The organism is Carnobacterium sp. TMP28 (assembly GCF_047553015.1).
Taxonomy (GTDB): Bacteria; Bacillota; Bacilli; order Lactobacillales; family Carnobacteriaceae; genus Carnobacterium_A.
The window spans coordinates 1,266,956-1,289,104 of record NZ_CP180212.1; the positions used below are offsets into that span (position 1 = coordinate 1,266,956).

The 22,149-nt window shown below is 35.2% G+C and carries 19 protein-coding genes; 2 read left to right on the forward strand and 17 right to left on the reverse strand.

Annotated elements, in window-relative coordinates:
- Nucleotides 1-17: 17 nt before the first annotated feature.
- Both rihC and ACMHYH_RS06160 read right to left on the reverse strand, forming a co-directional pair.
- Nucleotides 18-941: a ribonucleoside hydrolase RihC gene (rihC, locus tag ACMHYH_RS06155; RefSeq protein WP_414838530.1), complete on the reverse strand. Its 924-nt coding sequence runs from the start codon at nt 939-941 to the stop codon at nt 18-20.
- A 147-nt stretch (nt 942-1,088) separates the two neighbouring features.
- Nucleotides 1,089-1,967 carry a LysR family transcriptional regulator gene (locus ACMHYH_RS06160; protein WP_414838531.1) on the reverse strand — a complete coding sequence of 293 codons (879 nt, stop codon included), beginning with the start codon at nt 1,965-1,967 and terminating at the stop codon, nt 1,089-1,091.
- A 115-nt stretch (nt 1,968-2,082) separates the two neighbouring features.
- Between ACMHYH_RS06160 and ACMHYH_RS06165 the strand changes: the two genes are divergently transcribed.
- Nucleotides 2,083-3,108, forward strand: coding sequence for a YeiH family protein (locus tag ACMHYH_RS06165; protein ID WP_414838532.1), 1,026 nt, complete (start codon nt 2,083-2,085; stop codon nt 3,106-3,108).
- Nucleotides 3,109-3,162: 54 nt separating this feature from the next.
- Here the strand turns inward: ACMHYH_RS06165 and ACMHYH_RS06170 are convergent, their stop codons facing one another.
- From ACMHYH_RS06170 to fdrA (ACMHYH_RS06235), 14 genes are all read right to left on the reverse strand, one after another.
- Nucleotides 3,163-3,969 (reverse strand): Cof-type HAD-IIB family hydrolase, encoded by an 807-nt coding sequence (locus tag ACMHYH_RS06170; protein WP_414838533.1) that lies wholly within the window; start codon nt 3,967-3,969, stop codon nt 3,163-3,165.
- Between the two features lie 115 nt (nt 3,970-4,084).
- The gene (locus ACMHYH_RS06175; protein WP_414838534.1) at nt 4,085-4,360 is read right to left on the reverse strand and encodes a hypothetical protein; all 276 of its coding nucleotides are present in this window, start codon (nt 4,358-4,360) and stop codon (nt 4,085-4,087) included.
- A gap of 112 nt (nt 4,361-4,472) precedes the next feature.
- Nucleotides 4,473-5,324, reverse strand: a complete 852-nt coding sequence (locus ACMHYH_RS06180) for a DUF2877 domain-containing protein (protein ID WP_414838535.1) — start codon at nt 5,322-5,324, stop codon at nt 4,473-4,475.
- Between the two features lie 110 nt (nt 5,325-5,434).
- A complete protein-coding gene (locus tag ACMHYH_RS06185) occupies nt 5,435-6,661 on the reverse strand; it encodes a DUF1116 domain-containing protein (protein ID WP_414838536.1) in 1,227 nt (408 codons plus the stop codon).
- 19 nt (nt 6,662-6,680) lie between these two features.
- Nucleotides 6,681-7,913 (reverse strand): Nramp family divalent metal transporter, encoded by a 1,233-nt coding sequence (locus tag ACMHYH_RS06190; RefSeq protein ID WP_414838537.1) that lies wholly within the window; start codon nt 7,911-7,913, stop codon nt 6,681-6,683.
- 161 nt (nt 7,914-8,074) lie between these two features.
- Nucleotides 8,075-9,331 carry a DUF1116 domain-containing protein gene (locus ACMHYH_RS06195; RefSeq protein WP_414838538.1) on the reverse strand — a complete coding sequence of 419 codons (1,257 nt, stop codon included), beginning with the start codon at nt 9,329-9,331 and terminating at the stop codon, nt 8,075-8,077.
- A 15-nt stretch (nt 9,332-9,346) separates the two neighbouring features.
- Nucleotides 9,347-9,535, reverse strand: a complete 189-nt coding sequence (locus ACMHYH_RS06200) for a hypothetical protein (RefSeq protein ID WP_414838539.1) — start codon at nt 9,533-9,535, stop codon at nt 9,347-9,349.
- A gap of 18 nt (nt 9,536-9,553) precedes the next feature.
- Nucleotides 9,554-11,104, reverse strand: a complete 1,551-nt coding sequence (gene fdrA, locus ACMHYH_RS06205; RefSeq protein WP_414838541.1) for an acyl-CoA synthetase FdrA — start codon at nt 11,102-11,104, stop codon at nt 9,554-9,556.
- 218 nt (nt 11,105-11,322) lie between these two features.
- A complete protein-coding gene (locus ACMHYH_RS06210) occupies nt 11,323-12,546 on the reverse strand; it encodes an amidohydrolase family protein (RefSeq protein WP_414838542.1) in 1,224 nt (407 codons plus the stop codon).
- Between the two features lie 24 nt (nt 12,547-12,570).
- Nucleotides 12,571-13,929: a citrate transporter gene (locus tag ACMHYH_RS06215; RefSeq protein WP_414838543.1), complete on the reverse strand. Its 1,359-nt coding sequence runs from the start codon at nt 13,927-13,929 to the stop codon at nt 12,571-12,573.
- Nucleotides 13,926-14,879, reverse strand: coding sequence for a carbamate kinase (gene arcC, locus ACMHYH_RS06220; protein ID WP_414838544.1), 954 nt, complete (start codon nt 14,877-14,879; stop codon nt 13,926-13,928). Before arcC ends, ACMHYH_RS06215 begins: the two co-directional genes overlap by 4 nt.
- Nucleotides 14,879-15,748: a DUF2877 domain-containing protein gene (locus tag ACMHYH_RS06225; RefSeq protein WP_414838546.1), complete on the reverse strand. Its 870-nt coding sequence runs from the start codon at nt 15,746-15,748 to the stop codon at nt 14,879-14,881. Before ACMHYH_RS06225 ends, arcC begins: the two co-directional genes overlap by 1 nt.
- A 105-nt stretch (nt 15,749-15,853) precedes the next feature.
- Complete coding sequence (locus tag ACMHYH_RS06230) at nt 15,854-17,116, reverse strand: DUF1116 domain-containing protein (RefSeq protein ID WP_414838547.1); 1,263 nt, start codon at nt 17,114-17,116, stop codon at nt 15,854-15,856.
- 41 nt (nt 17,117-17,157) lie between these two features.
- Nucleotides 17,158-18,915 carry an acyl-CoA synthetase FdrA gene (gene fdrA, locus ACMHYH_RS06235; RefSeq protein WP_414840358.1) on the reverse strand — a complete coding sequence of 586 codons (1,758 nt, stop codon included), beginning with the start codon at nt 18,913-18,915 and terminating at the stop codon, nt 17,158-17,160.
- Nucleotides 18,916-19,405: 490 nt separating this feature from the next.
- On the opposite strand from fdrA (ACMHYH_RS06235), the gene ACMHYH_RS06240 reads away from it, so the two are divergent.
- Nucleotides 19,406-20,254 carry an alpha/beta hydrolase gene (locus ACMHYH_RS06240; RefSeq protein WP_414838548.1) on the forward strand — a complete coding sequence of 283 codons (849 nt, stop codon included), beginning with the start codon at nt 19,406-19,408 and terminating at the stop codon, nt 20,252-20,254.
- 63 nt (nt 20,255-20,317) lie between these two features.
- Here ACMHYH_RS06240 and ACMHYH_RS06245 read toward each other — a convergent pair whose 3' ends face one another.
- Nucleotides 20,318-21,925 (reverse strand): L-lactate permease, encoded by a 1,608-nt coding sequence (locus ACMHYH_RS06245; protein WP_414838549.1) that lies wholly within the window; start codon nt 21,923-21,925, stop codon nt 20,318-20,320.
- Nucleotides 21,926-22,149: the final 224 nt, after the last annotated feature.

Here is a 22,149-nt window from a genome sequence, read left to right on the forward strand (position 1 = left end):
TTCACAAAAAAGTAGACTTAGTCTACACAGTGTTCGATACTGGTTAAAAACCATTTTTTAAACGCATCTTGATCAATATCCAAACAAACTGTTGCGTTTGCTTCTTTTTTCAAAAAGCCTTTTAAATCTACAATAGTAGCACCTGTTGTGTATCTACCATTTAATTCAACATCCATAAAAGCCTCTACTACTTCGAATAAATCTGGTCTTAAGAGATAAGCAATCGCTGTACTATCATACATTGTTAATCCCGTCTGCATACTTCCGCCTCTGTAGCGTTTGAATAACTGGTAAAACATCTCTCCAATTTTATTCATTTCTTTTATTTTCATGCTATCCTCTAATAAGATTAAGGCTTTCAGTCCTAAATCTAGTCCCACCATGACAATCGGTACTCCTGAATCAAATACAATTTTAGCAGCTTCAGGATCAAAATCAATATTGTATTCAGACATCACCCCACTATTGCCTCTTGTAAGTGAGCCGCCCATAAAAATAATCTCTTTCATTTTCGTTTTCGTTTCAGGATACATTTTTAAAAGCATCGCTATATTTGTTAATGGTCCAATACCTACAATCGTAATCGGTTCTTGACTAGTTAAAATAGTTTCTCTCATTGCATTTACTGCATGTTCTTTTAGCAATAGACGCTCTGTTGGCTCTTCAAAAGTGTACCCTTCCATACCCGTTTCACCATGAATCGCACCAGCATTTATTATTTCTTTGATTAACGGTGCATCTAGACCTTTAGCTACAGGAACATCTTTATTAAAAAATTGAAGCAACTTTAACGCATTTTGTGTAACATAGTCTAAACCAACATTCCCTGCAACAGTGGTAATCAATTTTACCTCAATGTCCTCGCTATAAAGAGCAATAGCTAATGCTACTGCATCATCAATCCCAGGATCTGTATCAATGATAACTTGCTTTTTTACCACTATTATCCCTACTTTCTTATTGGAGTAAAACTGAATGAATAGGATTCGTTTCAAGTGATTTTTAGTCTCTTTTTAATCCATTCATGTAATCGATTACAACTAAACAGTATCATTTTAGTGACCCATATACAAGTACTAATCTAGGGACTAAGTAAGCAATTTGATAAACTGTTGTGCAATCTCCATTCCTTTTGCATTAGCTGTTTTAAGATAAATTAAATGAAAGGGATGTTCAATGACAAAGTCTTTAATTTTAATTTCTTTGAGTGTTCCCGCTGCAAGTTCTTCTTCAACGGCACTACGGTATAGAAAAGTAATCCCTAAGTCTTTTTTTACTAACTCTTTAATAGTAGAAATATTTCCTATCATCATCATTTTAGTGAAACTTTCTAAAAGAATACTTTTATTTTTTAAGGCTGTTTCTAATATTAAGCGTGAGCCTGAACCAATTTCCCTAATGATTAATTGGTGAGAAAATAAATCACTAATTGGTTGTTTCTTTTTCCATAAAGGATTACTTTCTGCACAAACAGCAATAAAAGATTCATCAGATAATTTATGAAATCCAAATACCTGTTGATTAAATTCTCCTTCAACAAAGGCAAAATCAATTGTCCCATGTTCTAAATGATCAATTAAAGAGGCCGTATTATCTACTAACATTGATAGCGTATGTGTCGGATAAGCATGGATGTATTTTTCAATACTATCAGGCATCGTGTACTCACCTATTGTTAACGTTGCACCAAATATAAAAGAAGGAGCTTCCATTTTCGGTGCTAATTTTTTCTGAATCTGTTGAATTTCTTTTTGTAAGAGCAAAAGATCTTTTTGTAATTGCTTGCCTTTTTTTGTTAACGTTACTTGCCTATTCTCATAATGAAGCAACTCAACATTTAATTCATTTTGTAAATACTGAATGTGTTGAGTAACGGCGGGTTGAGTAATGTGTAATTTTTTTGCAGTTTGAGTATAATTCATAACTTCTGCTAAAGTTAAAAAAGTTTGATAGCGGTAATCTAGCACATTATTCTTCCTCTCTATAACTATATCTTATCATTAGATAATAAATGATTATTTTAACTTATGCAATTTTAAGTGTAAACTCCTCTTATACTAAAGAAACAAAAGGAGAACAATGATGATTCAAAAAATAATAGAAAAAACAAAATTTATTTTACCTGGTTTGGCTGTAAGTGTCAGTATTTCCATTATTAGTCAAGAATTAGCCCTCTTTATTCCGACTATCGGTGCAGCTTTAATGGCTATTTTTCTAGGCATCTTATTAGGCAATACCCTTTTAAATAAGCCTATTTTAAATACTGGAACTAAATTTTCAGAAAAAAGTTTGTTAGAATTTTCAATTGTCTTAAACGGATTAATCCTTGATTTTCACATTATCAAACAAGTAGGTTTTACAGGATTTACCTTCATCTTATTCCAAATGGTTGCGACGATTGTTGCTGCTTACTGGATTGGACGCTATTTGAAATTTGGCAAGAAATTTTCTTTATTGATGGGGGCCGGAAATGCTGTCTGTGGTTCTTCTGCCATTGGAACAGTCGCTCCAGTTATTGATGCACAGGAAAAGGATAAAGGATTGTCCATCACGATTGTCAATGTAACGGGTACGCTTTTAATGGTTACCTTACCCATCCTTTCCGCTATTCTTTATACTCATGAAACAGTACAAACCTCTGCTCTTATCGGAGGAACCGTTCAGTCTATTGGACAAGTCATTGCCTCAGCAAAGCTAGTTAATGATGATGTAGCAAATCTCTCAATTGTGTTTAAATTAATGCGTGTTTTATTGATTATTGGAGTTGCTTTAGTTTTTGGAAAAATGAATTTCGAAGAAGATAAGTCTTTATTTTCTAAGTCCGAGAATCACCACGAAAAAACAACCAGTTCAGCAGGTGTTCCTTGGTTTATTATTGGATTCTTTTGTTTATTTTTATTAAGGAGTTTCATTTCATTGCCAGACTACATGATAACAAGCGCTCAAGGCATCAGCAATCAATTTGAAATAGCTGCTTTAGCTGCTATTGGTTTACGTGTTAAGTTCTCTGATATCGTTAAAGAAGGCCCAAAAACGTTACTTTACGGATTACTAGTCGGTACAACACAGATACTAGTAGCCATCGCCTTGATTTTTTGGTTGTTTTAAGTCTAATTTAATAAGCGTTACACTAGCTAGTTCCTGCTAGTATAACGCTTATTTTTAATTTAAAGCCCACTGATAAATGGCATAAGCAACGCCATCTTCTTCATTAGACTTCGTTTCATATTTAGCAGCTGCCTTGATTGAATCTGTCGCATTTCCCATCGCGACACTTTCCTCAACGGCATTCATTAAATCAATGTCATTTTCTCCATCACCAATAGTCATAATGGCTGCCATCGGAATAGCTAATAATTCAGCTAATCCAGTCAGTCCATCGCCTTTATTGGCTTTTTTTGGCAGCAATTCAAACACATAAGACAAACTTCTAATTGGGTAAAACTTTTCATACCATTCATTCGGAACAGCTTTTACAAAACAATCCAATTCTTCAGGTTCTCCTACAAACATAGCTTTATAAATAACCCTATCTTTAGGGATATCTTTTATTTCTAAGTGGATAGGTTCCATGTTAAGGATTGCTGCATCAAATAATAGCCGATCTGTTTTTTCACCAGTATAGAAATAGTGGCTCTCATCAAAAAAAGCTACATTTAAGGCAAAATCTTTTCTAACAGCATCTATTTCACTCAATTCAGCGTGTTCTAACTGATGGCTATAAACAATTTCTTTTGTATTTGTTCTTTGAATCAATGTTCCATTTAGTGAAATCACATAATTATCTTGATTTGGTAAATCTAATTGTTCCATATAAGGGTAAACAGCTTTTAAAGGTCTTCCTGTACACAACACAATTTTTATTCCGCGTTCATTTGCTTCAAAGATAGCCTTTTTGACATTATCTGTAAGTTGATGGGCGTTAGTTAATAACGTTCCATCCATATCAATAGCAATTAATTTAATCAATTCAATCGACTCCCTTAGTATTCTTACGCATCCCTATTTAATATACCATACTTCTAATTAAGAATAACTTTAAGAAAAAGCAACATAAAAAAGCTAACAATAAAGTCAGCTTTTGTTAGTCTATTATTATTCTATTCCCTAAACGATTGGGCTGATAGATAAACTTACCGTTATTGGATTCAATCATAATACTTAATTTAAATTTAGACATTAGGAAATCACCAATTGCTTCTTTTGTATAAAACACATCTGTTGGAAACATTTCTGTTGGTGTTTTAACTTTCACTTCAAAAAAACCATTAATAGCGGTTTCTACAAAGATTAAATCTGAACAAGCTTGTAGTTCTTTCATTTCATCTTCAGTTAAATCTTCAATATTTCCTTGATTCATTTTAATTGTTCTCCCATCAATAAAAGCTTTTAAAAGCAAGCTTGTTTGCTAAGAATAAATGAAATCAAAGCCAATGTCAAGAAGGCTTCAAGTTAGCATATGGCTCTTTCTTTTATCCAACATTTTCTTTTGATATCATTGCTTTTATTCCAATTAAGATACCATATAATGTATCCGTTCCTGAAGTGTGCCCAAACAGTAGCATCCACTCTAATTTAGATTGAATGGCTTTTTGATCGTTAGAATAGATAGATTCGATTAAATCCTTAATATTCTCATTCACTACTCCATGTAACAAGCAAGTTAAGTAAGCTAGACTAATATCGGTGGTTTGTTCTGTACGAATAAAGGGACGTAGAGCTTGGATTGGTTCTTTTTGTTGACCAAATAAGGTCAAAACACTTAGATACCCAATTAAGAAATCATCTCCACTAGGTGTCAAGCCTATTCCTCTGCCAACAAAATGATTGAAAATAGAATAATCGGATAATTTTTCCTGTGGATACTTACTCAATTCATCAATATGATTAATCGTTTCTGTACTTAATGGCAGACCCGTCTTCATTTTTAACGGCAGTTTATTCAGTTCTTTATAAAAAACGGTTTCTCCAAGTTGGTCATTTGGTAAGAAATCAATTGGTTTAAGAGTTAAGTCTGTTGTAATTAATGCTTCTAGACTAACGATTGAAACAATTTTATTCAAGTGATTATAAAAAAACAAGGTATTATTTTGATAATTAACAAAGTGATTTATTTTGACAGCTTTTAAAAGAGACGCCATTTTTTCATTGCCTATTTTTAATCCAAAAGCCGATAAAGGCTCCAATAAATCACTCACATGAACCAATTGTTTTCCTAATTGAATGTTGAGACTATGTGTAAAAATACTATGAACGAATCCAGAATAATCTTCTTTTAAAAAATCTGTTAGGTAACCACTTTTCTTTGCTTGTTGCTCTGGCATCACGATTTCATTCCTTTCAATTTTTAGTATAAAATACCTGACTTATTTAATTGATAAATAAAAAATAAGGACTAGAACAGATTGTCCTAGTCCTTATTTCTATAATTATGTTATAAAGATTCTGATAAAGCAACTAATGCTTCTTCAAATATATTTATTGGCAACGTGCTCATTCCAGCACCTACCATACCAACGCCAGATTTGTTAGAAGCAATAGCCGTATTTAGCACTGGTGTGATACCTGTTTCAACAACTTTCATGATGTCTATTCCTAAAGGAAGACCTCTAAAGTTTAGAAAAGGTATTTGAAAAATTGGATGCTCACCTAGTGTAATCTCGTACATTGACTCTGTTAATCTTTCTGCGACTTTAACATCTTTAGCACCAACAAATTTGATGATGGCAGGAGCTGTAACCATTGCACAACCTCCAAAACCACCGACCTCCATAATAGCACTATCACCAATATCTGGATTTGCGTCTTTTTCTGAATAGCCAGGGAAATAAAGACCTTTCACCATTGGAGAAGCTGTTGTAAACCAACGTCCAGGTAGTCCACTAATACGAATTCCGATTTCTACACCATTTCTAGCTATGGCTACAACCATTGAAGACCCTTCAACTCCATCTGCAGCATCTGCAGCAAGTTTAGTTGCTGCCATTGCTAGATTTAAAAAGAATTGGTCGTTTCCAACACTCATATATTTGATGACAGCTGGACTATCTTCTGGAGAAATTTCTGCTAATTTATATGAAATTAACTTAATCATTTGAGCGGTTGTTGCGTGATTTCGCATGTGCAACTCATCACCCATTGATATGCCTTGAGCCATAATTGGCGCCAAGTCAATTCCACCTAATTCTTTGATTACTTTTTTGAAGAGTGGCATAGCTGTTTCTTTCATCCAGTCTAAGCGATCTAATGTTTCTTTAGAGTATTCGCCAAATCTAAGCCCAACACCGCTTCCTTCACTAAGGTTTGCGTAACTTCTTTTCTTAGTTTTACGGTCTTCTACTACCCAAACTGGCATAGAATAAGTCGTAATTCCAGTCATTGGTCCGACTACTCCATAATTATGACAAGGTTCGAAGTTGATTTTTCCACTTAAGGCCACTTTTTCAGCCTCTTCTGGTGAATCAGCTAGTCCTTCGTTTAATAAACCGCAAATAACGGCACCTTTCATTGGTGTACACATTTTTTCAAATGAGATAGGTGGACCTGCGTGTAAAAAAGTTGTCTGCTCAATAGCAATGGCTTCTTTTAATAAAACAATGTCGACTAAGACTGGATCTGTTTCAGCCATTCTTTGAAATGCTTTTTCATTTGCTTTTAACATAAGTTTTCTATCCCCTTTTTTATCCTAATAATCTAGTAATGACTCCGAATAGTCCCCAAGAACCTAATCCAAGTGTAACTAATGCTGCTATAACTCCTAAAATATTTTGTACTAGAGTATTTGTGTGTTCTCCAAGTAATTTTTTATTGTTCGTTGCAATAACAAGCAAGATAGCTATAAACGGTAATGAAACTCCACTTGTTACCTGCGCTGCTGTTATGATTTGTATTGGTGCTGTATTTAAAATAGCAAGAACCATACCAAAAATAACTGCTGAAGCTCCTAAAATTTTTGCTTGTTTACTTTCTCTTCCACCTTCCCAGCCAAAGAGACGACTAAATATAGTACCAAGTGTATATGGCACAGCAATCGCTGATGATAATCCTGCTGCAAATATGCCTATACCTCCAACTATACGAGCCCAACTTCCAAGAACTGGCTCTAGTTGTTTTGAAAATACTAAAGGACTATCAACGACAACTCCGCTATCAAATAAAACAGCAGCACTTGTAATGATGATTGATATTGTAATTGCTCCACCTATTAATACGTTTACTATTATATCAAATTTAGCATTTTCCATATCTGAAACCTTGTTCCACTTATCTTTTGATGTTATTGAATGTAAGATAAGATTTATTCCTATTAATGTTGTTCCTATTAAAGCAATAGTTGTTATTGCTCCACCTTGTGGAATAGTTGGAAGAAAAATACCACTAAATATCTCTGGAATACTAGGTCCAACAAAGACCATCGTTACAACAAATAAAACTCCCATAAGACTTACAAACATCAGCATAATTTTTTCTAATGCTTTTGTTGATCCAAATAAAACGGTACTTAATGCTAAAATCCCAACTATCAAAGCAGCTACTAATTGATTTGAGCCTATAACATCTCCAAGACCTAATGATGAACCGATAATATTACCAGCTTCAAATCCAAAGGCTACAGATGCAACTGATAAACCTACTAAGACATTAACAAATATTTTCCAGCCTTTATTTTCTGGGACTATTGCTATTGCAGCTTCCATAAAGTTTTTATTTCCTATAATTCCAATACGAGAAGACATTTCCATTAAGATTATAAGTGAAATAACAGAAAATGCTACTGCCCATAATAATTCATACCCAAAGTTAACTCCTGCTAATGTTGCTGCAGTAATTGTTCCAGGCCCAACAAATGCACTTGTAATAATTGCTGCAGGTCCCATATTTTTTAATTTGCTACTGAATGATTGTTTTTCCATGATGTGTTCCTCCGATTTGGGCTATGCCCATGATATAGATAATCTTACTTTACATCAAACATTTCTTTCTTAGTAGTTGCCAGCCGTTTAGGTAGTAAAAACGACTGTGTACATTAATATTAAGTGATTCAATTATCAAACTCAGTAAACCTACTTTATCGTTAGTTGATACCAGCTTTTTTTGCAAAAGCAATCAAAGCATTCTCAAACATGACCATTGGTGCTTTACTTACTCCAGCTCCAATCATGCCAACACCTGCTTCTTTACTAGCAATTGCTGTATTAATCGTTGGAGAATAACCAGTTTCAATGACTTTTCTTATATCAATTCCGGTTGGTGTGCCTCGGAAATCTAAGTTAGGAATAGTAAAATTGATACTTTCAGTAGCTGTGATTTCGTACATGTTCATCGTGTATTCGATGGCATCTTTGAATCCGCCTGCTCCTAAAAATTTTACAATTGCTGGTGCGGCTGCCATTGCAAAACCACCAATTCCACCAGTTTCCATAATCGCGCTATCACCAATATCAGCATTAGCATCCTCTTTTGTGTATCCTGAAAAATACAGTCCTTCAACTTCAGCAGCCGGTGCTGTAAACCACTCATCACCAAGTCCACTAACTCTTATCCCAATATCCACTCCATTACGTGCCATTGCTGTAACGATTGTTGAGTTTTCGATGCCATGAGCTGCATCAGCACTTGCTTTGCAAGCACACATTGCAAGATTTAAAAAGAATTGCTCGTTTTTGCTCGTTAAGAAATGAATGATTTCTTTTAACTCTTCTTTTTCATCTACTACATCAACTAAACTACCTAAAATACTAGTAATAAAAATAGATGTTGATGAGCCATTTCTCATGTGTAACTCATCACCCATATGAATAGCTTGTGCCATCAAAGGGTTTAAACTAACTCCACCCATTTCATTAACCAATTTTTTGAAAACAGGTGCTAATACTTCTTCAATCCATTTTAATCTTTTCACTGTATTATCAGAATATGCTCCAAACCGGATAACATCTCCTGCACCTTCATTTATAGTGCTATAAGAAAAATTTCCGTCTGTTTGATTTTCGACTACATACAAAGGCATTGAATAAGAAGTAATACCCGTCATAGGTCCAACGGCATTGTAATGATGGCAAGGCTCGTACGTTATCTGATCACTCGCACCAAGTTCAAAAGCTTCTTCATCAGTTTTTGCTAATCCTTCGTATTTTAATACAGCTACAATTGCTCCTTTCATAGGGTTTGACATACGGTTCCACGTAATAGGAGGACCAGCATGAAGAATAGTGTATTTATCCATGCCCTCAAATAGTTCGTGAGCCTGTTTGATATCTACCCATACCGGCTGGGCGCTAGTTAATTTCTCTAACGCTAGTTTATTAGCCGCTTCTATCTCCTTTTTCAAAATTGTTCTCCTCCTTTATCTGTTTAATTTTTCCAGTATCTCTATTAGTTTAGCATTTCCCCCTGCTGGTGGACGCCAATCTAATTGGAAACTTTCGATACCTTGTTCTTCTACAGAGTCGTGGAAACCTTCTAATCCGATATTGACTATTGATAAATCACTAGCGAATAAGTTCGTTACTTTTTCAACTTGATTCATTTTCATCGTTCCTTTCTCTATCTTTTATTTTTCAAGAATTAAAGAAGCTAATCTTGTTGCTTGAGCATTACTAGGCATTACAATAATTCCCGCTTCTTTTAGTTTTTCTTCTTGTTCTTCTATATTTTGAGGATCTTTATCTGTTCCACAAATACTTGCTACAACAGATAGATATCTACCATTTTGTTCTGCTATTCTCTTAGCTTCTTTCACAGCAGGAGCAATATCGCCAGCTGGATCTTCATGGACACCGTAGCCAAGTACTAAGTCTAAAAGTAAAACAGCTACCTTTTCATCTTTAGCCTCTTCTTTAATTCTAGCTACTCTTAAGCGTGTGTCTAACATTGGATGTGGAAGTCCTTCTGTAAAATAATCTTCTCCCATATCAAGCATGGTATTTTCTTTACTTACATCTGGATTTTCTAAGACGTATTTACCTTCTAAAGCTACGTTTGAATACGTGTTAAACTCTTTCTTTTTCATAATTAAGATACTCTCATAACAAAGTGTCCCACCAGAAAATAGTCCTCTAATATACGTTTGGCTATCTTTTAATTGTTCTTTTTCTTTTCTTACATACTCATCAACTTGACTAGTTGGAATAGTAAAAGTAATTTTACTTACTTCTTTGCCATTTGCTAAATCAACTGCTGCATGAGCCGCATCTTCTAGTGTTTCCATAGCCAGTGCGCCACTTTCGTCAACTAAACTAGGATCTCCTCCTAAGAAACACGTGACTACTGGTTTATCAATATCTTTAATCGCTGCTATAATTTTTTTCATGATAATTTCAGAAGGAGGCTTAGAAACAATTAGAATAACTTCTGTTGCTGAGTCCATTTTTAACGCTTCTAATTCCATTAACATCATTTTGCCGCCTACAGCTTCTTTCAAATCTCTTCCACCTGTTCCAAGAGCTTGAGTTATCCCACTGTTGTTTTTATCGATAATAGTCGTTACTTCTTGAATACCCGTTCCTGAGGCTCCAACTATTCCAATTTTCCCCTTTGATACTTTGTTTGCAAATCCTAAGGCTACACCATTTAATATAGCTGTTCCACAATCTGGCCCCATCATAAGTAAACCTTTTTCTAAAGCTTTTTCTTTCAATTCAACTTCTTCTTCAATGGACACATTATCACTAAACATTAGGACATTTAAATCATTATTCAATGCCTTCATTGCTTCGTTCTTTGCATATTTTCCTGGTACTGAGATAACGGCTAAATTTAATTGTCCAATTCTTTTGGCAGCCATATCAATTGTTCTAAATTTTGTTTTTACGTCATCATCACTTGTCGTTTTACTTTGTAGTTCTTCATCTACTACCGCTAGGACCTCTTTTATCACATCTTCGTTATCAGCTTCAAGACCAATAATCATATCGCTTGCACTAGCTTTTTGGCCTTCTTCAGATAAAATATTTGATCCTTTCATTATCTCTTTATTATGATCTGTTCCCATCATAACCGCCGCATGTCTAACACCTTCTACAACAGAAATCTTACTTGAAATCACCATAAGAGTAACAGAATCATAATAAGCATTTTCGTTTACTTTATTGTATACAACCATAAATGGTCACACCTCAAACTTTCCTTTTTTTTTAATAACTTGTGATACAGAAATCGCTTACACAAAGTATCGAAACAAATAGAATTTAATTTATCCCATCGTCCTTCTTTATGTACAAATTTAATGAGTTATTTCAAAAATATAGCTCATGGATCTACCGTATTCAATCTATCCATGAGCTTCTACTTTTAGTAACAACGTTAATCTAAAGAAATAATTTAACGGTGAATAATCGTTTCTTTCGTGTTTTCAACCGTTAGTTTACCATTTTTAATAACAAATAATCGTGTTGGAATGTCAATAATCGCATTCTCTTTAATTTTAGTATCTAATAAAACAACATCAGCTTTATTGCCAACTGCAATACCATAATCTACTAAACCAATTGCTTTTGCAGGATTTTCTGTAATCATTGGTAAAACAGTTTTCAAGTCATTTGCTCCACCTAAGTGGCCAACTGGAATAGTCAACATAGCTGTTTGTAAGATATCTCCATTGCCATAGGGAGTGAATGCATTACGAATATTGTTTGTGGCAATACACATATTTACTCCACCGTCTCTTAATTTACGAATAGGAGTAACCGCTCTTCTGACATTGTATTCGTCATTACGAGCACCTAAGTGTAAATCTGTTGCAGGCAAAGCCATAACGCTGATACCAGCTTCAGCCATTTTTGCAATAATTGGATCTAATTCTGCTTTTGGTAAAGCTTGTAAGGCTGTTAAGTGACCAACTGATACTTTTCCTTGGTATCCTTCTGCGATTGTTTTTTCACACAAGTACTCAATAGACATATTTATTGGATCATCACTAAATTCTGCATGTATATCAACGGGCTTATCGTATTTTTTAGCAATTTCAAAAACGATATCGATATGTTTTTCGGCATCTGAATCGTTGTAAGGAATTCCACCAACAACATCCGCTCCCATTTCCATTGCTTGGTGCATCATTTCTTCTGTACCAGGAGATTTAATAATACCTTCTTGTGGAAAAGCAACAACTTGGATATCCACTAAATCTTTGTATTCTTCTTTTAATTTCAACACAACTTCAAATCCTGTGAATCCTTGTGCTGGATCAAATTCTGAATGAGTTCTAATAGCTGTTACACCATTAGAAATAATCATATCTAACGTTCTTTTAGCACGATCATAGATATCTTCTTTTGTAAATGTTGGCTTAAGTTCTGCTGTTACACTAATAGCTTCTTTTAGTGTTCCTGAATTATTTGGTTTGCGATCAGCGATTAGTGCTTTATCTAAATGAAGGTGACTTTCAACAAAACCAGGAATTAAAACTCTACCATCTGCATCAATAACACGCTCAGCAGTTGCAGTCATATTCTCTTCAATTGCTGTAATTCTTCCATCTTCGATAGCGACATCTTTTAAACTTTCCCCATCATTTAGGCGTACATTTTTCAATAAAATATCCATTACTAAATCTCTCCTTTTTTATGATTATGCAAATACTAATGAGATAACTAATAACAAGACTGAAGCCAATGTAATCCATTTAACGTTACCTTTAACAACTTCTAAAATAGGAATATTAAATCCTGAAGATAAAGCTTGCATGGTGATGTTAACGAAACTCATTTGGCTACCAAAACCAACACCGATAGTAACGAAACCTAGTGCTAGTGGTGTGAAACCTAATGAAACGGCAACAGGTAAAACCAATGTCAAGATTGAGCCAACATAAGCTCCGGCTGGAATACCAATTAAAATACCCGTTAAAACAGCTACAGGTACAACTAATACTGCAGGTGCTGCTTCAGCTACACCAGCGATAACAGCAAATGTTCCTGTTTGTGCAATCACGTTAATGAATCCTAAGAAGATACCAACTTGGAATAAACGTGTCAAGATGTACGTAGATCCGTCAATCATTGATTCAGCTGTTTCATTCAAATTGAATTTAGAGAAGAAGAAGATTAATGCAAGTGTCACAACCATATAAGTTAACGGTGTGAAAATAGCATATCCAACTAATTTATTAATAACTGGTCCTAAGATAACAGCAAACAATAGGAATACTGCTGGAAGAGTTAATTTAACTAATTGACTGTTTGATAATTTTGAATACTCGTCATTTGCTTCTTCTTTAAAACCTAAGTTGCGACGTTTTGTACCAAAGAATGCTAGTAAAATTGCAATAGCAACAAATAATAACCAGTAAGGACGCATTGTAGCAACGTATTCACTTACAGGAACATCACCTAATTTTGAAACGATACTAGACTCAAGTGAAGCTGGTGATGTTGTGAAAGATACTGCTGCTGCTAAAGACATAGCGGCAATCAATTCTGGAACAACTCCAACTGCTGCGAAAGCTAATGGTGCAATAACCATTGCACTTCCTCCACCAATACCAGACATATACGTTGCAGCTGCAACTAATACAACGATAAAGGCTGAAACGTATTCTACTTTACCTTTTGTTCCTCTTTTAGCTAATGTTAAAGCGGCAGTATACCCACCCGATTTAAACACAGCCATCGCAATAGCAGAGTTAATAATTGGAACGGTGATCGTTAGCATTGTAGGAATAGCGGCTAAGAATTGTGTGTTGACTTCTGCCAAACCAATTCCACCAATCAACATAGCTAACGCTCCACCAGCTAATCCGGCAATAATCATGTCTACTTTTAAGAATAATAACGTTAAAACAACGATTAAAGGTATAAGAGTAACAATAGCCATGAATCCTGTTGGTGCTGTAACTGCATCAATTCCTGCAGCAAATACGGTTAACGGTGTAATAATAGCTACCGCTGCGTACATCAATAAAAGTACAATCTTTTTTGTCAATTTCATTTGTTTCCACTCCCTAGTATAATTCTTGTTCCTGAAAGACCAGCTAAAGCATCAACAGCATTTTCTAATGAACAAATAATGGCTTCTTTGCCGTTTGATGCAAAAGCAATTGCAGCTTCCATTTTTGGTCCCATACTTCCAGCTGCGAAATGTCCTTCTGCGACGTAGCGATTGGCTTCCTCTACAGTAACTGTTTCTAGCTTCATTTGATCTGGCTTACCATAGTTCAAATAAACATTGTTTACGTCTGTTAAGATCATAAATACATCAGCATCAACTTGTTCTGCTAATCTCAAACCAGACAAATCTTTATCAATAACCGCTTCTATTCCTGATAGCATTCCCTTTTCATCAGAAACAACCGGTATTCCACCGCCACCTGTCGAAATAACAACAGTATCATTTTCAATTAATGCTTTAATTGAGTCAACGCCATGGATTTTTTTAGGTTGTGGAGAAGCAACAACACGACGGTAACCGCGGCCTGCATCTTCTGCCATTTCCCATCCTTTTTCAATGGTTAATTGATTAGACTCTTCTTCAGTGTAAAAAACACCGATTGGCTTTGTTGGATTTTGGAAGGCTTTATCCGCTGCGTCTACTTCTGTTTGTGTTAAAACAGTTACAACGTTTCCTGAGATACCTTTTGAAAGCAAAGCATTTTTCAATGATTGTTCCATCATGTAACCAATAAATCCTTGTGATTGTGCACTTAAAACGTGTAAGGGCAATTGAGGAACAACCTCTTTAGCTTCTTCGTTTTGTCTCAAAATATTCCCAACTTGTGGGCCGTTTCCGTGGGTAACAATAACTTGATGTCCCGCTTTTTTAACATCTGAAATAGAATCTGTGCTGATGCCTACATTTTCCATTTGGTTTTCAAATGTTGCTTTTTGATTTGGTCTTAAAATGGCATTTCCGCCAAGAGCGATAACTACACGTTTCCCCATTATAAACTTATTCTCCTTTTTTCTGATAATATTCCGAAAAGCATTCCGGTCATGGTGTCTAAACCTGACGTACTTCCATTTGTCAGGATAGTGTTAAAATCTACTTTAAGTTGATTTCCACTTGGGTGTTCATTCAGTTCCCCAACAAAAGATACAATCGTTGTACTGTATTTGTGTTGAGAGGCATAACGTAAATACGTTTCTGCCACAATAGTTGTTAGACTCTTTGTTTCTAGCAGCTCCATAAGAATACTGCGAAAACGTTCATCTAATAGAGGATAGCCTGAGTCAATACTCAGTAAACCGACTAAAAGATCATCTCCTGAAGGGGTTAATCCCATTCCACGCCCTATAAAATAAAGCATACTTTCTTTTAGGATTTGTTCTTCATTCGAAAAGAGGCCTTCAATTGATTTTATAAAGGATTCATCATATTCTATAGTAGTAAAAAATAATGGCAATCGTTTTTTAAATCCATTTAATGCTAAAATCTTTTCAGCTTCTTCTAAAGCCGAATCTATCTGATTTATACTGATTTTTTGTTGCAAAGGTAAAATAGAATTATAAACAGAACAATAATCAAACGAAAGAATTAGTTGATGAACAGTCATGACTTTTTTTTCATAATCATAATGAAAGGTATCGCCAATACTGATTTCTTTTAAGATTGCTTTCGTATCTCTTGCAGTTAAATGCAAAGAAAAAGGCAGCTCTCCATTTTTATCTGTTCCTATAAAAAGTAACTGCTTCCCACTCATTAAATTAAAACCATTTTTAAAGATACTATGCACTTTCCAAGAAGTCAACTTATCTTGATCAAGTTGCATTTGTTCTTTTAACTGTTTTGACATCTTCTGAATAAAAATCATGTTAGTCCTTCCTAATAAACAAGATGAAAAAATGAATCAATGAGCTTTCAAACCTTTTGTTTGCTTTACTCACTCACTGATCATCTATTTTAGATTAAATTAAATTTAAATTTCCATACCTAATTTTTTTGCATACGCTGTAACAGCTTTTTCAAAAGCTTCAATTGGAGGATTTACTGTTCCTGCGCCAATTTGACCTCTGCCTGCAACTTTGTTTGCAATACCTGTGTTGATTACTGGTAAAATACCTGTTGAAACAACTTTTCTTGCATCAATTCCTAGTACGATACCTTTAAAGTCCCATGTTGGAATTGGGAAGTTTGTGTTGTGACCAACTGTAATTTCCATCATGTCATTACTTGTTTTTAGTGCATCACCAAAACCACCAGTACCAACAAAACGTGTAACTGCTGGAGCAGCAACCATTGCCATTCCACCAACACCAAATGTTTCTGTTATTGAGCTATCTCCAATATCTGGATTGGCATCATCTTCAGAAAAACCAGAGAAGTAAAGTCCTTTTGGTGTGTTAACAGGACCAGTGAACCACTCGTCTCCCATACCACTGATACGAATACCAAAGTTTTCACCGTTTCTTGTCATAGCTGTAACGATTGTACCTTCTTCAATCATTCTTGCTCCATCCATAACAACTTTAGCAGCTGCCATCATTGGGTTTAAGAAGAATTGATCCGTATCTGCTAAGAAGACTAAAACATCTTGGCGATCTTTTTCGTTCATATCGATTTCAGACATATAAGGAACAACTTCTTTTAAGAAGTTTAATGAAGCAGCGATGTTACGTTGGTGGAACTCATCTCCCATTGCAATTGATTTTGCAATGATAACGTTCAAGTTCATCCCTTCGTCCATCTTGTTCAATACTTTACTCAATGCAGGTCCTAAGATATCGCGCATCCAACGTAGACGAGTAACAACTTCTTCGTTGTAAGCTCCAAAACGTAAAACAGCACCAATTCCTTCATTTAACGTACAGTAAGCACGGTTGCCGTCTGTTCTATTTTCTACTACTAAAACAGGCATGTTTCCAGAAGTGATTCCACCCATTGGTCCAACAGCATCTACGTGATGACAAGGAATAAACGATACTTCGCCTCTATCAAGCATTGCTCTTGCTTCTTCTTCAGATGTAGCCCACTCTTCAAAAAGTGAAGCTCCAACACATGAACCCTTCATTGGGTCCGTCATGTTTTCATATTTAATTGGAGGTCCAGCATGTAACAATACTTTTCCGTTCAATTCTTTAATAACCGTTTTTGCGGGTACAACATCTAATAAAAATGGAGAACCTGCTACAATTTTATCAATGACAGCTTGGTTTGCTTCGCCAATTGTTTTATAATTCATTTTTTAAAAACCCTCCTATATTGTTCTACAATTTATTCGTTTTATTTAGCTACGTAATTATCTAAGAAGTACAAGATTTTTTGAAGTTTTACATCTCCACCAGCACTTGGTCTCCAGTCAAATTGAACAGCTTTACCTTGGTTTTCTTCAATTGCTTCCGCAAAGCTCTTCAAACCAACGTTGATTACGTGAGGTTTTGTGCTTAGCAAGTCTAAAACAGCTTGAGAGGCTTTAGGCAATGAAGCACTTGTTGCTTCTTCAACTACTTTGAAGCCTTTTTCTTCGTCTTTTATAGTATGTCCTAGTAAACCTAGAGCTGTACGAACAGCTTTGTTGTTACTTGAACAAACAATCACGCCAGCTTCTTCAAGAATTTGTTGTTGACGAACTAAGTTTTGTGGATCAGCTGTTGTTCCAACGACTGTTCCTAGAACCAATAGTTCACGTCCATCTTTTTTAGCACTGTCTTTAGCTTCTTTAATAGCTGGAGCTAATTCTGTCGCCATGTCGTCATGTGCGCCGTAACCAAGTACAACATCTAATAAGATGACTGCTGTTTCTGGGTTGTCTCCGGCTGTTTGAATCATTTCAATTCTCTTTTCAGGATCAATCATTGGGTGAGGTTTTCCTTGTGTGTACATGTCGTCCCCTAAATCGATGATTTCATGTCCTGCAGAATTTAAAATAAATCCATCTTCATGAGTTAAACCTTCTTCAAGGTTCAAGCCATCAGCAATTAACATTCCTGCTTCGTTAGCTAGTGTTCCACCTGAATAATACCCTTTAATCAAGGTTTGTTCTGGTGTCAATTCAACATCAGGAATCGTTACTGTTTCATCTAATGCTTTAACTTCTTCGCCATTTAATAAAGCAACAGCTAATTTAGCCGTTTCTTCTAATGTGTAAGCATGGTAAAGATCTTTTTCGTGGTATGTTGGTTTTTCACCTAAGAAAATTGTGACAACTGGTTTAGACACTTGTCTTAATAAACCAAGCACTTTATCTCTAACAGATTTTGCAGGTGGCTTAGAAATAACCACGATTACGTCTGTATTAGGGTCTTCTTCTAATGCTACGATTGTATCTAGCATTGTAATTCCGCCAACTTCTTCTGATAAGTCACGGCCACCGGTACCAATAGCATTAGTTACACCTGCACCTAATTTATCAATGATCGTTGAAACTTCTTGAATTCCTGTACCTGAAGCACCAACAATGCTGATTCTTCCTGGTCTAACAATGTTTGTAAATGCCATTGGAACGCCGTTAATAATACCCGTTCCACAGTCAGGTCCCATCATGATTAAGCCTTTTTCGTGAGCTTTTTTCTTCAAGCGAACTTCGTCTTCGATTGAAACGTTGTCACTAAAGATAAATGGGTTTAATCCTTCGTCTAATGCTTTTTCTGTTTCAAGAGCTGCATACGTACCAGGAACAGAAATCAATGCAACATTAGCATCTTTTCCTAACTTCATAGCTGTTGACCATGTGCGGGCTGTTTCGTTCGTGTCTTCTGAATCTGTTGTTGCTTGTGAAGCTAAGAATTCATCTACTTCTGTTAAGACAGCATCCATTACGCCATCGTTTTCTGCATCTACGACAAGAGCCATATCATTTGCAGAAGCTGATGCAAGTTCTGGTGTTTTTAAGCCGCTTCCCTCGAATAAATCTTTATTAGCAGGTGTTCCCATCATAATAGAAACTTTTTTAACGCCTTCAATTGTGTTTAGTTTGTTTGTTAACAACATTAGTACAATTGAGTCTTGATAAGAATTTTCTTTAATAATTGTGTGTAACATTTTGATTCCTCGCAATCTATTTAATTTAATTGGTCGCTTAACCGATCCTTTAGTTAGCATGACAAGTTGAAAATCTAGTTGCATTGTTCATTTTACTGGTTTTCCGATTAAAAGTAGTCTCAAAAATTCTGGTTCTAGTTTCTTTCAATACGACTTTATCCTCCTTTAGAAGAATAAGACCATTACTATCTACTAATGAACTAAATTTGCCCCCCTTTTACAAAAATTAAGTAATTTTTGATCAAACAGTACTAACAGTACTAAAATACGACATAAATTTGCTGCTAAAGGAAAGGCTTACAACATAAAGTATAACGCCTTTCCTATATAATTGCATTGTACCATAGAGCTAAAAAACACACCCTTTTATTGTCTTATATGTATAATTTTACCCAAAAAACAAAATACACCCCCTCTTATTGCCTTTCTTTTGTTATACTTTGAGCTTACTGCATCCCGTTTTCAAGTAAAATTCAGGAGGTTTAACAATATGGAACCAGAAATTTTTTCTTATGCTACTCATTCTTCTCTTACATTATCGACTTCTTTTTATCGAGCTACAGATAATGTAAAAAATGAAACCATTATCTATTTTCACGGTGGTGGACTAATTTGGGGCGATCGTGACGATTTACCATCTGCTTACATTGATCTTTTTCTAAAGGCTGGTTACCATCTTTTAACTGTCGACTACCCTCTAGCACCAGAAACGGCTTTACCAGAAATTTATAGCAGTGCCATCGAAGCTGTTAAATGGTTCATTAGTCATTATGACACAATCCTACATTTACCCTCAAATGATTACCATTTATTTGGCCGGTCTGCTGGAGCTTATTTAGCTTTACTTGTTGGAAGTGATTTAAATACAGGGAAAAGACCCAATAAAATCATCAGCTTTTATGGATACTATTCTATTCAAGAATCTTTTTATCGTTTACCAAGTAAACACTACCAACAGTATCCAATTATGCCTAAATCCTTAGTTGCTCAACTAACTCAACCAGTTCCTCTGGCTAAAGGCCCATTGCAAACACGTTATGCTATTTATCTTTATGCTAGACAATCAGGAAGTTGGTTGGATTTAGTCTTACCTGATAAAAAGAATCAAAATCAATTTTCCCTTTCAGATGATGAATTGGCTAATCTTCCACCAGTTTTTATCGCTCAGAGCAAAACAGATAACGACGTTCCTTTCCAACAAGGAAAAAACTTGAGTGAAAAAGTTTCTTCGGCTAAATTCATTTCACTTGAACAAGCCAATCATGATTTTGATAGCGATCCAACAAATAAAGAAGCTTTACAAATATACAAAGAACTACTTGAGTGGTTGGAAGATTAATCCTTTATATCAACTAAAAAAACCTTATCTAGTCGTTAAAAAAACGACTAGATAAGGTTTTTTTTATAAAAATTTAAAATCTAAGTAAAGCGCCAATCCAAATAGAGCCGCTGCTAGCAACGTGTATGGAATCAACTTAATCAACACCCTGCCTTCGGATCCCAAAATACCCGCTGTCGTTGTCCCTAAAATTATATTTCCGGGTGCGATAGAAGTTCCTATTCCGCCACCTGCTGTCTGAGCTCCCAAGATAAGTGAATTTTTCAATCCAATATAATCAGAAGCATGTAATTGAAATTCGCCAAAAAGGATATTAGAAGTCATATTGCTACCCGTGATGAACGAGCCCAATAAACCAATAAAAGGAGAAATGAAAATATAGCGTTCTTTTAGTACCATCGCAATACCTTGTGCTAGGACGAATGTTTGTCCTGTACCTACCATAACACGAGAAATACACAACAGTGATAATATGGCTAGACCTGGTGAGATCGTTTTCTTTAATGCCTTTTTAACTAACTCACTTAAGCAAGTTGTTTTTAGTCGTTTCTTCTTTCGATAATACCAATAAGTAAACAAGCTGGTTATAAGTAAAAAAGTCCCAACGTGTGTAAACGGTGTCAAGGGTGCGTACGATTCAACCGCTTGATTAATCACTCCGTACCCTGTTTCAGTCTGACTAAAGCTTGGTCCAAATTGAACAGAACTTAAGATTTTCTTGAGAGGAGTAACCAGCAAGACAATCAGCGATAAAAAAAACATCACAAAATAAGGCAGCAAAGCTTGTTTTGTTGTCATGTCCGTTTTGGCCAAGAAAGGAAAATCATCGCTTATTCGAATCATTATCTTACTATTCTTTATTCTCCAAGGTTCACGATACCATGGCGTTTTAGAAAGGAAAATCAAAGCAATAAGAGATAATATACTTGGAATAACTACGGCTAACTCAGGTATAATCAAAGAAATAATTAATTGTCCAACTCCTTGTACTAGTGAAACAACCATCAAAGCTGGGAACACTTTTTTAACAGCTTTCTTTTTTCCATATAAAAATGCGATAATTAAGTTAAATAAACTAGTTAAAAGAAACAATAAAAGTGAAGCATAAATAGCAGTATGTCTGATAAGAGTTGGATCTACTATCCCCGTTTGGCTCAATAATACTTGCCAACCAAGTGCTAAAGTCCCAAAAGTCCCAGCCCAACTATGACCTAAAAGAGGAATAATGACTGCATAGAGTGGGGCAACACCCATCGTTAATAGCAATGGGGCAACAATCAAAACAGGCACTCCAAAACCGGTAATCCCTTGTAAAAAACTAGCAAAAGATAATCCAATCATAAAAATTCGAATGAGTTCATTAGGTGCTAACCTCTGGAACAAGTGATTCAATACATCAAATGCAGCTGCTTTTGTCCCAATTTCATATAATAAAATAGCTGCTAGTATGACATAAATAATACCTAATGAACTCCATGAGGCCTTCAATAATTCGCTAATTAGCACAGTAAGATTAGCTTTAAAAACTACTAGACTTACTACACAAGTTAAAAGCAATGTGAATGGTGCAGCTTTTGAGGCTCCCCATTGAAAAAAAACCATTAAAATAAGCAATAACAGGATAGGAACAACACAAACAATCCAAAAAAAGATAGTAATGGGTATAGTCATATAATTTTCTTCCCTTTTTTTTATTTTCAGTTCATATAACAGCTTTTTTTTTTACAGATAATTCTATCTTTTTTCTGTATTCCTACTCTCTCATAGATAGTTTTTAATGGTTCTCATCTTATTTTTCTGTTATAGTGAATACACTTCTTTTGTAGTCTATCATGTTTTGTTACCCAATTCATTATCGTACTATCCCAAAGAATAAAGCGTTTTATATCTCGAAC

What these genes read in the sequence shown, in the direction of transcription:
- ACMHYH_RS06165 (WP_414838532.1), top strand. Translation starts at nt 2,083, where the DNA reads ATGATTCAAAAAATAATAGAAAAAACAAAATTTATTTTACCTGGTTTG.
- ACMHYH_RS06215 (WP_414838543.1), bottom strand. Translation starts at nt 13,929, where the DNA reads ATGAAATTGACAAAAAAGATTGTACTTTTATTGATGTACGCAGCGGTA.
- fdrA (WP_414840358.1), bottom strand. Translation starts at nt 18,915, where the DNA reads ATGTTACACACAATTATTAAAGAAAATTCTTATCAAGACTCAATTGTA.
- arcC (WP_414838544.1), bottom strand. Translation starts at nt 14,879, where the DNA reads ATGGGGAAACGTGTAGTTATCGCTCTTGGCGGAAATGCCATTTTAAGA.
- ACMHYH_RS06185 (WP_414838536.1), bottom strand. Translation starts at nt 6,661, where the DNA reads ATGTTAAAAGCAAATGAAAAAGCATTTCAAAGAATGGCTGAAACAGAT.
- ACMHYH_RS06175 (WP_414838534.1), bottom strand. Translation starts at nt 4,360, where the DNA reads ATGAATCAAGGAAATATTGAAGATTTAACTGAAGATGAAATGAAAGAA.
- ACMHYH_RS06245 (WP_414838549.1), bottom strand. Translation starts at nt 21,925, where the DNA reads ATGACTATACCCATTACTATCTTTTTTTGGATTGTTTGTGTTGTTCCT.
- ACMHYH_RS06225 (WP_414838546.1), bottom strand. Translation starts at nt 15,748, where the DNA reads ATGATTTTTATTCAGAAGATGTCAAAACAGTTAAAAGAACAAATGCAA.
- ACMHYH_RS06200 (WP_414838539.1), bottom strand. Translation starts at nt 9,535, where the DNA reads ATGAAAATGAATCAAGTTGAAAAAGTAACGAACTTATTCGCTAGTGAT.
- ACMHYH_RS06230 (WP_414838547.1), bottom strand. Translation starts at nt 17,116, where the DNA reads ATGAATTATAAAACAATTGGCGAAGCAAACCAAGCTGTCATTGATAAA.
- ACMHYH_RS06180 (WP_414838535.1), bottom strand. Translation starts at nt 5,324, where the DNA reads ATGCCAGAGCAACAAGCAAAGAAAAGTGGTTACCTAACAGATTTTTTA.
- ACMHYH_RS06190 (WP_414838537.1), bottom strand. Translation starts at nt 7,913, where the DNA reads ATGGAAAAACAATCATTCAGTAGCAAATTAAAAAATATGGGACCTGCA.
- ACMHYH_RS06210 (WP_414838542.1), bottom strand. Translation starts at nt 12,546, where the DNA reads ATGGATATTTTATTGAAAAATGTACGCCTAAATGATGGGGAAAGTTTA.
- fdrA (WP_414838541.1), bottom strand. Translation starts at nt 11,104, where the DNA reads ATGGTTGTATACAATAAAGTAAACGAAAATGCTTATTATGATTCTGTT.
- ACMHYH_RS06240 (WP_414838548.1), top strand. Translation starts at nt 19,406, where the DNA reads ATGGAACCAGAAATTTTTTCTTATGCTACTCATTCTTCTCTTACATTA.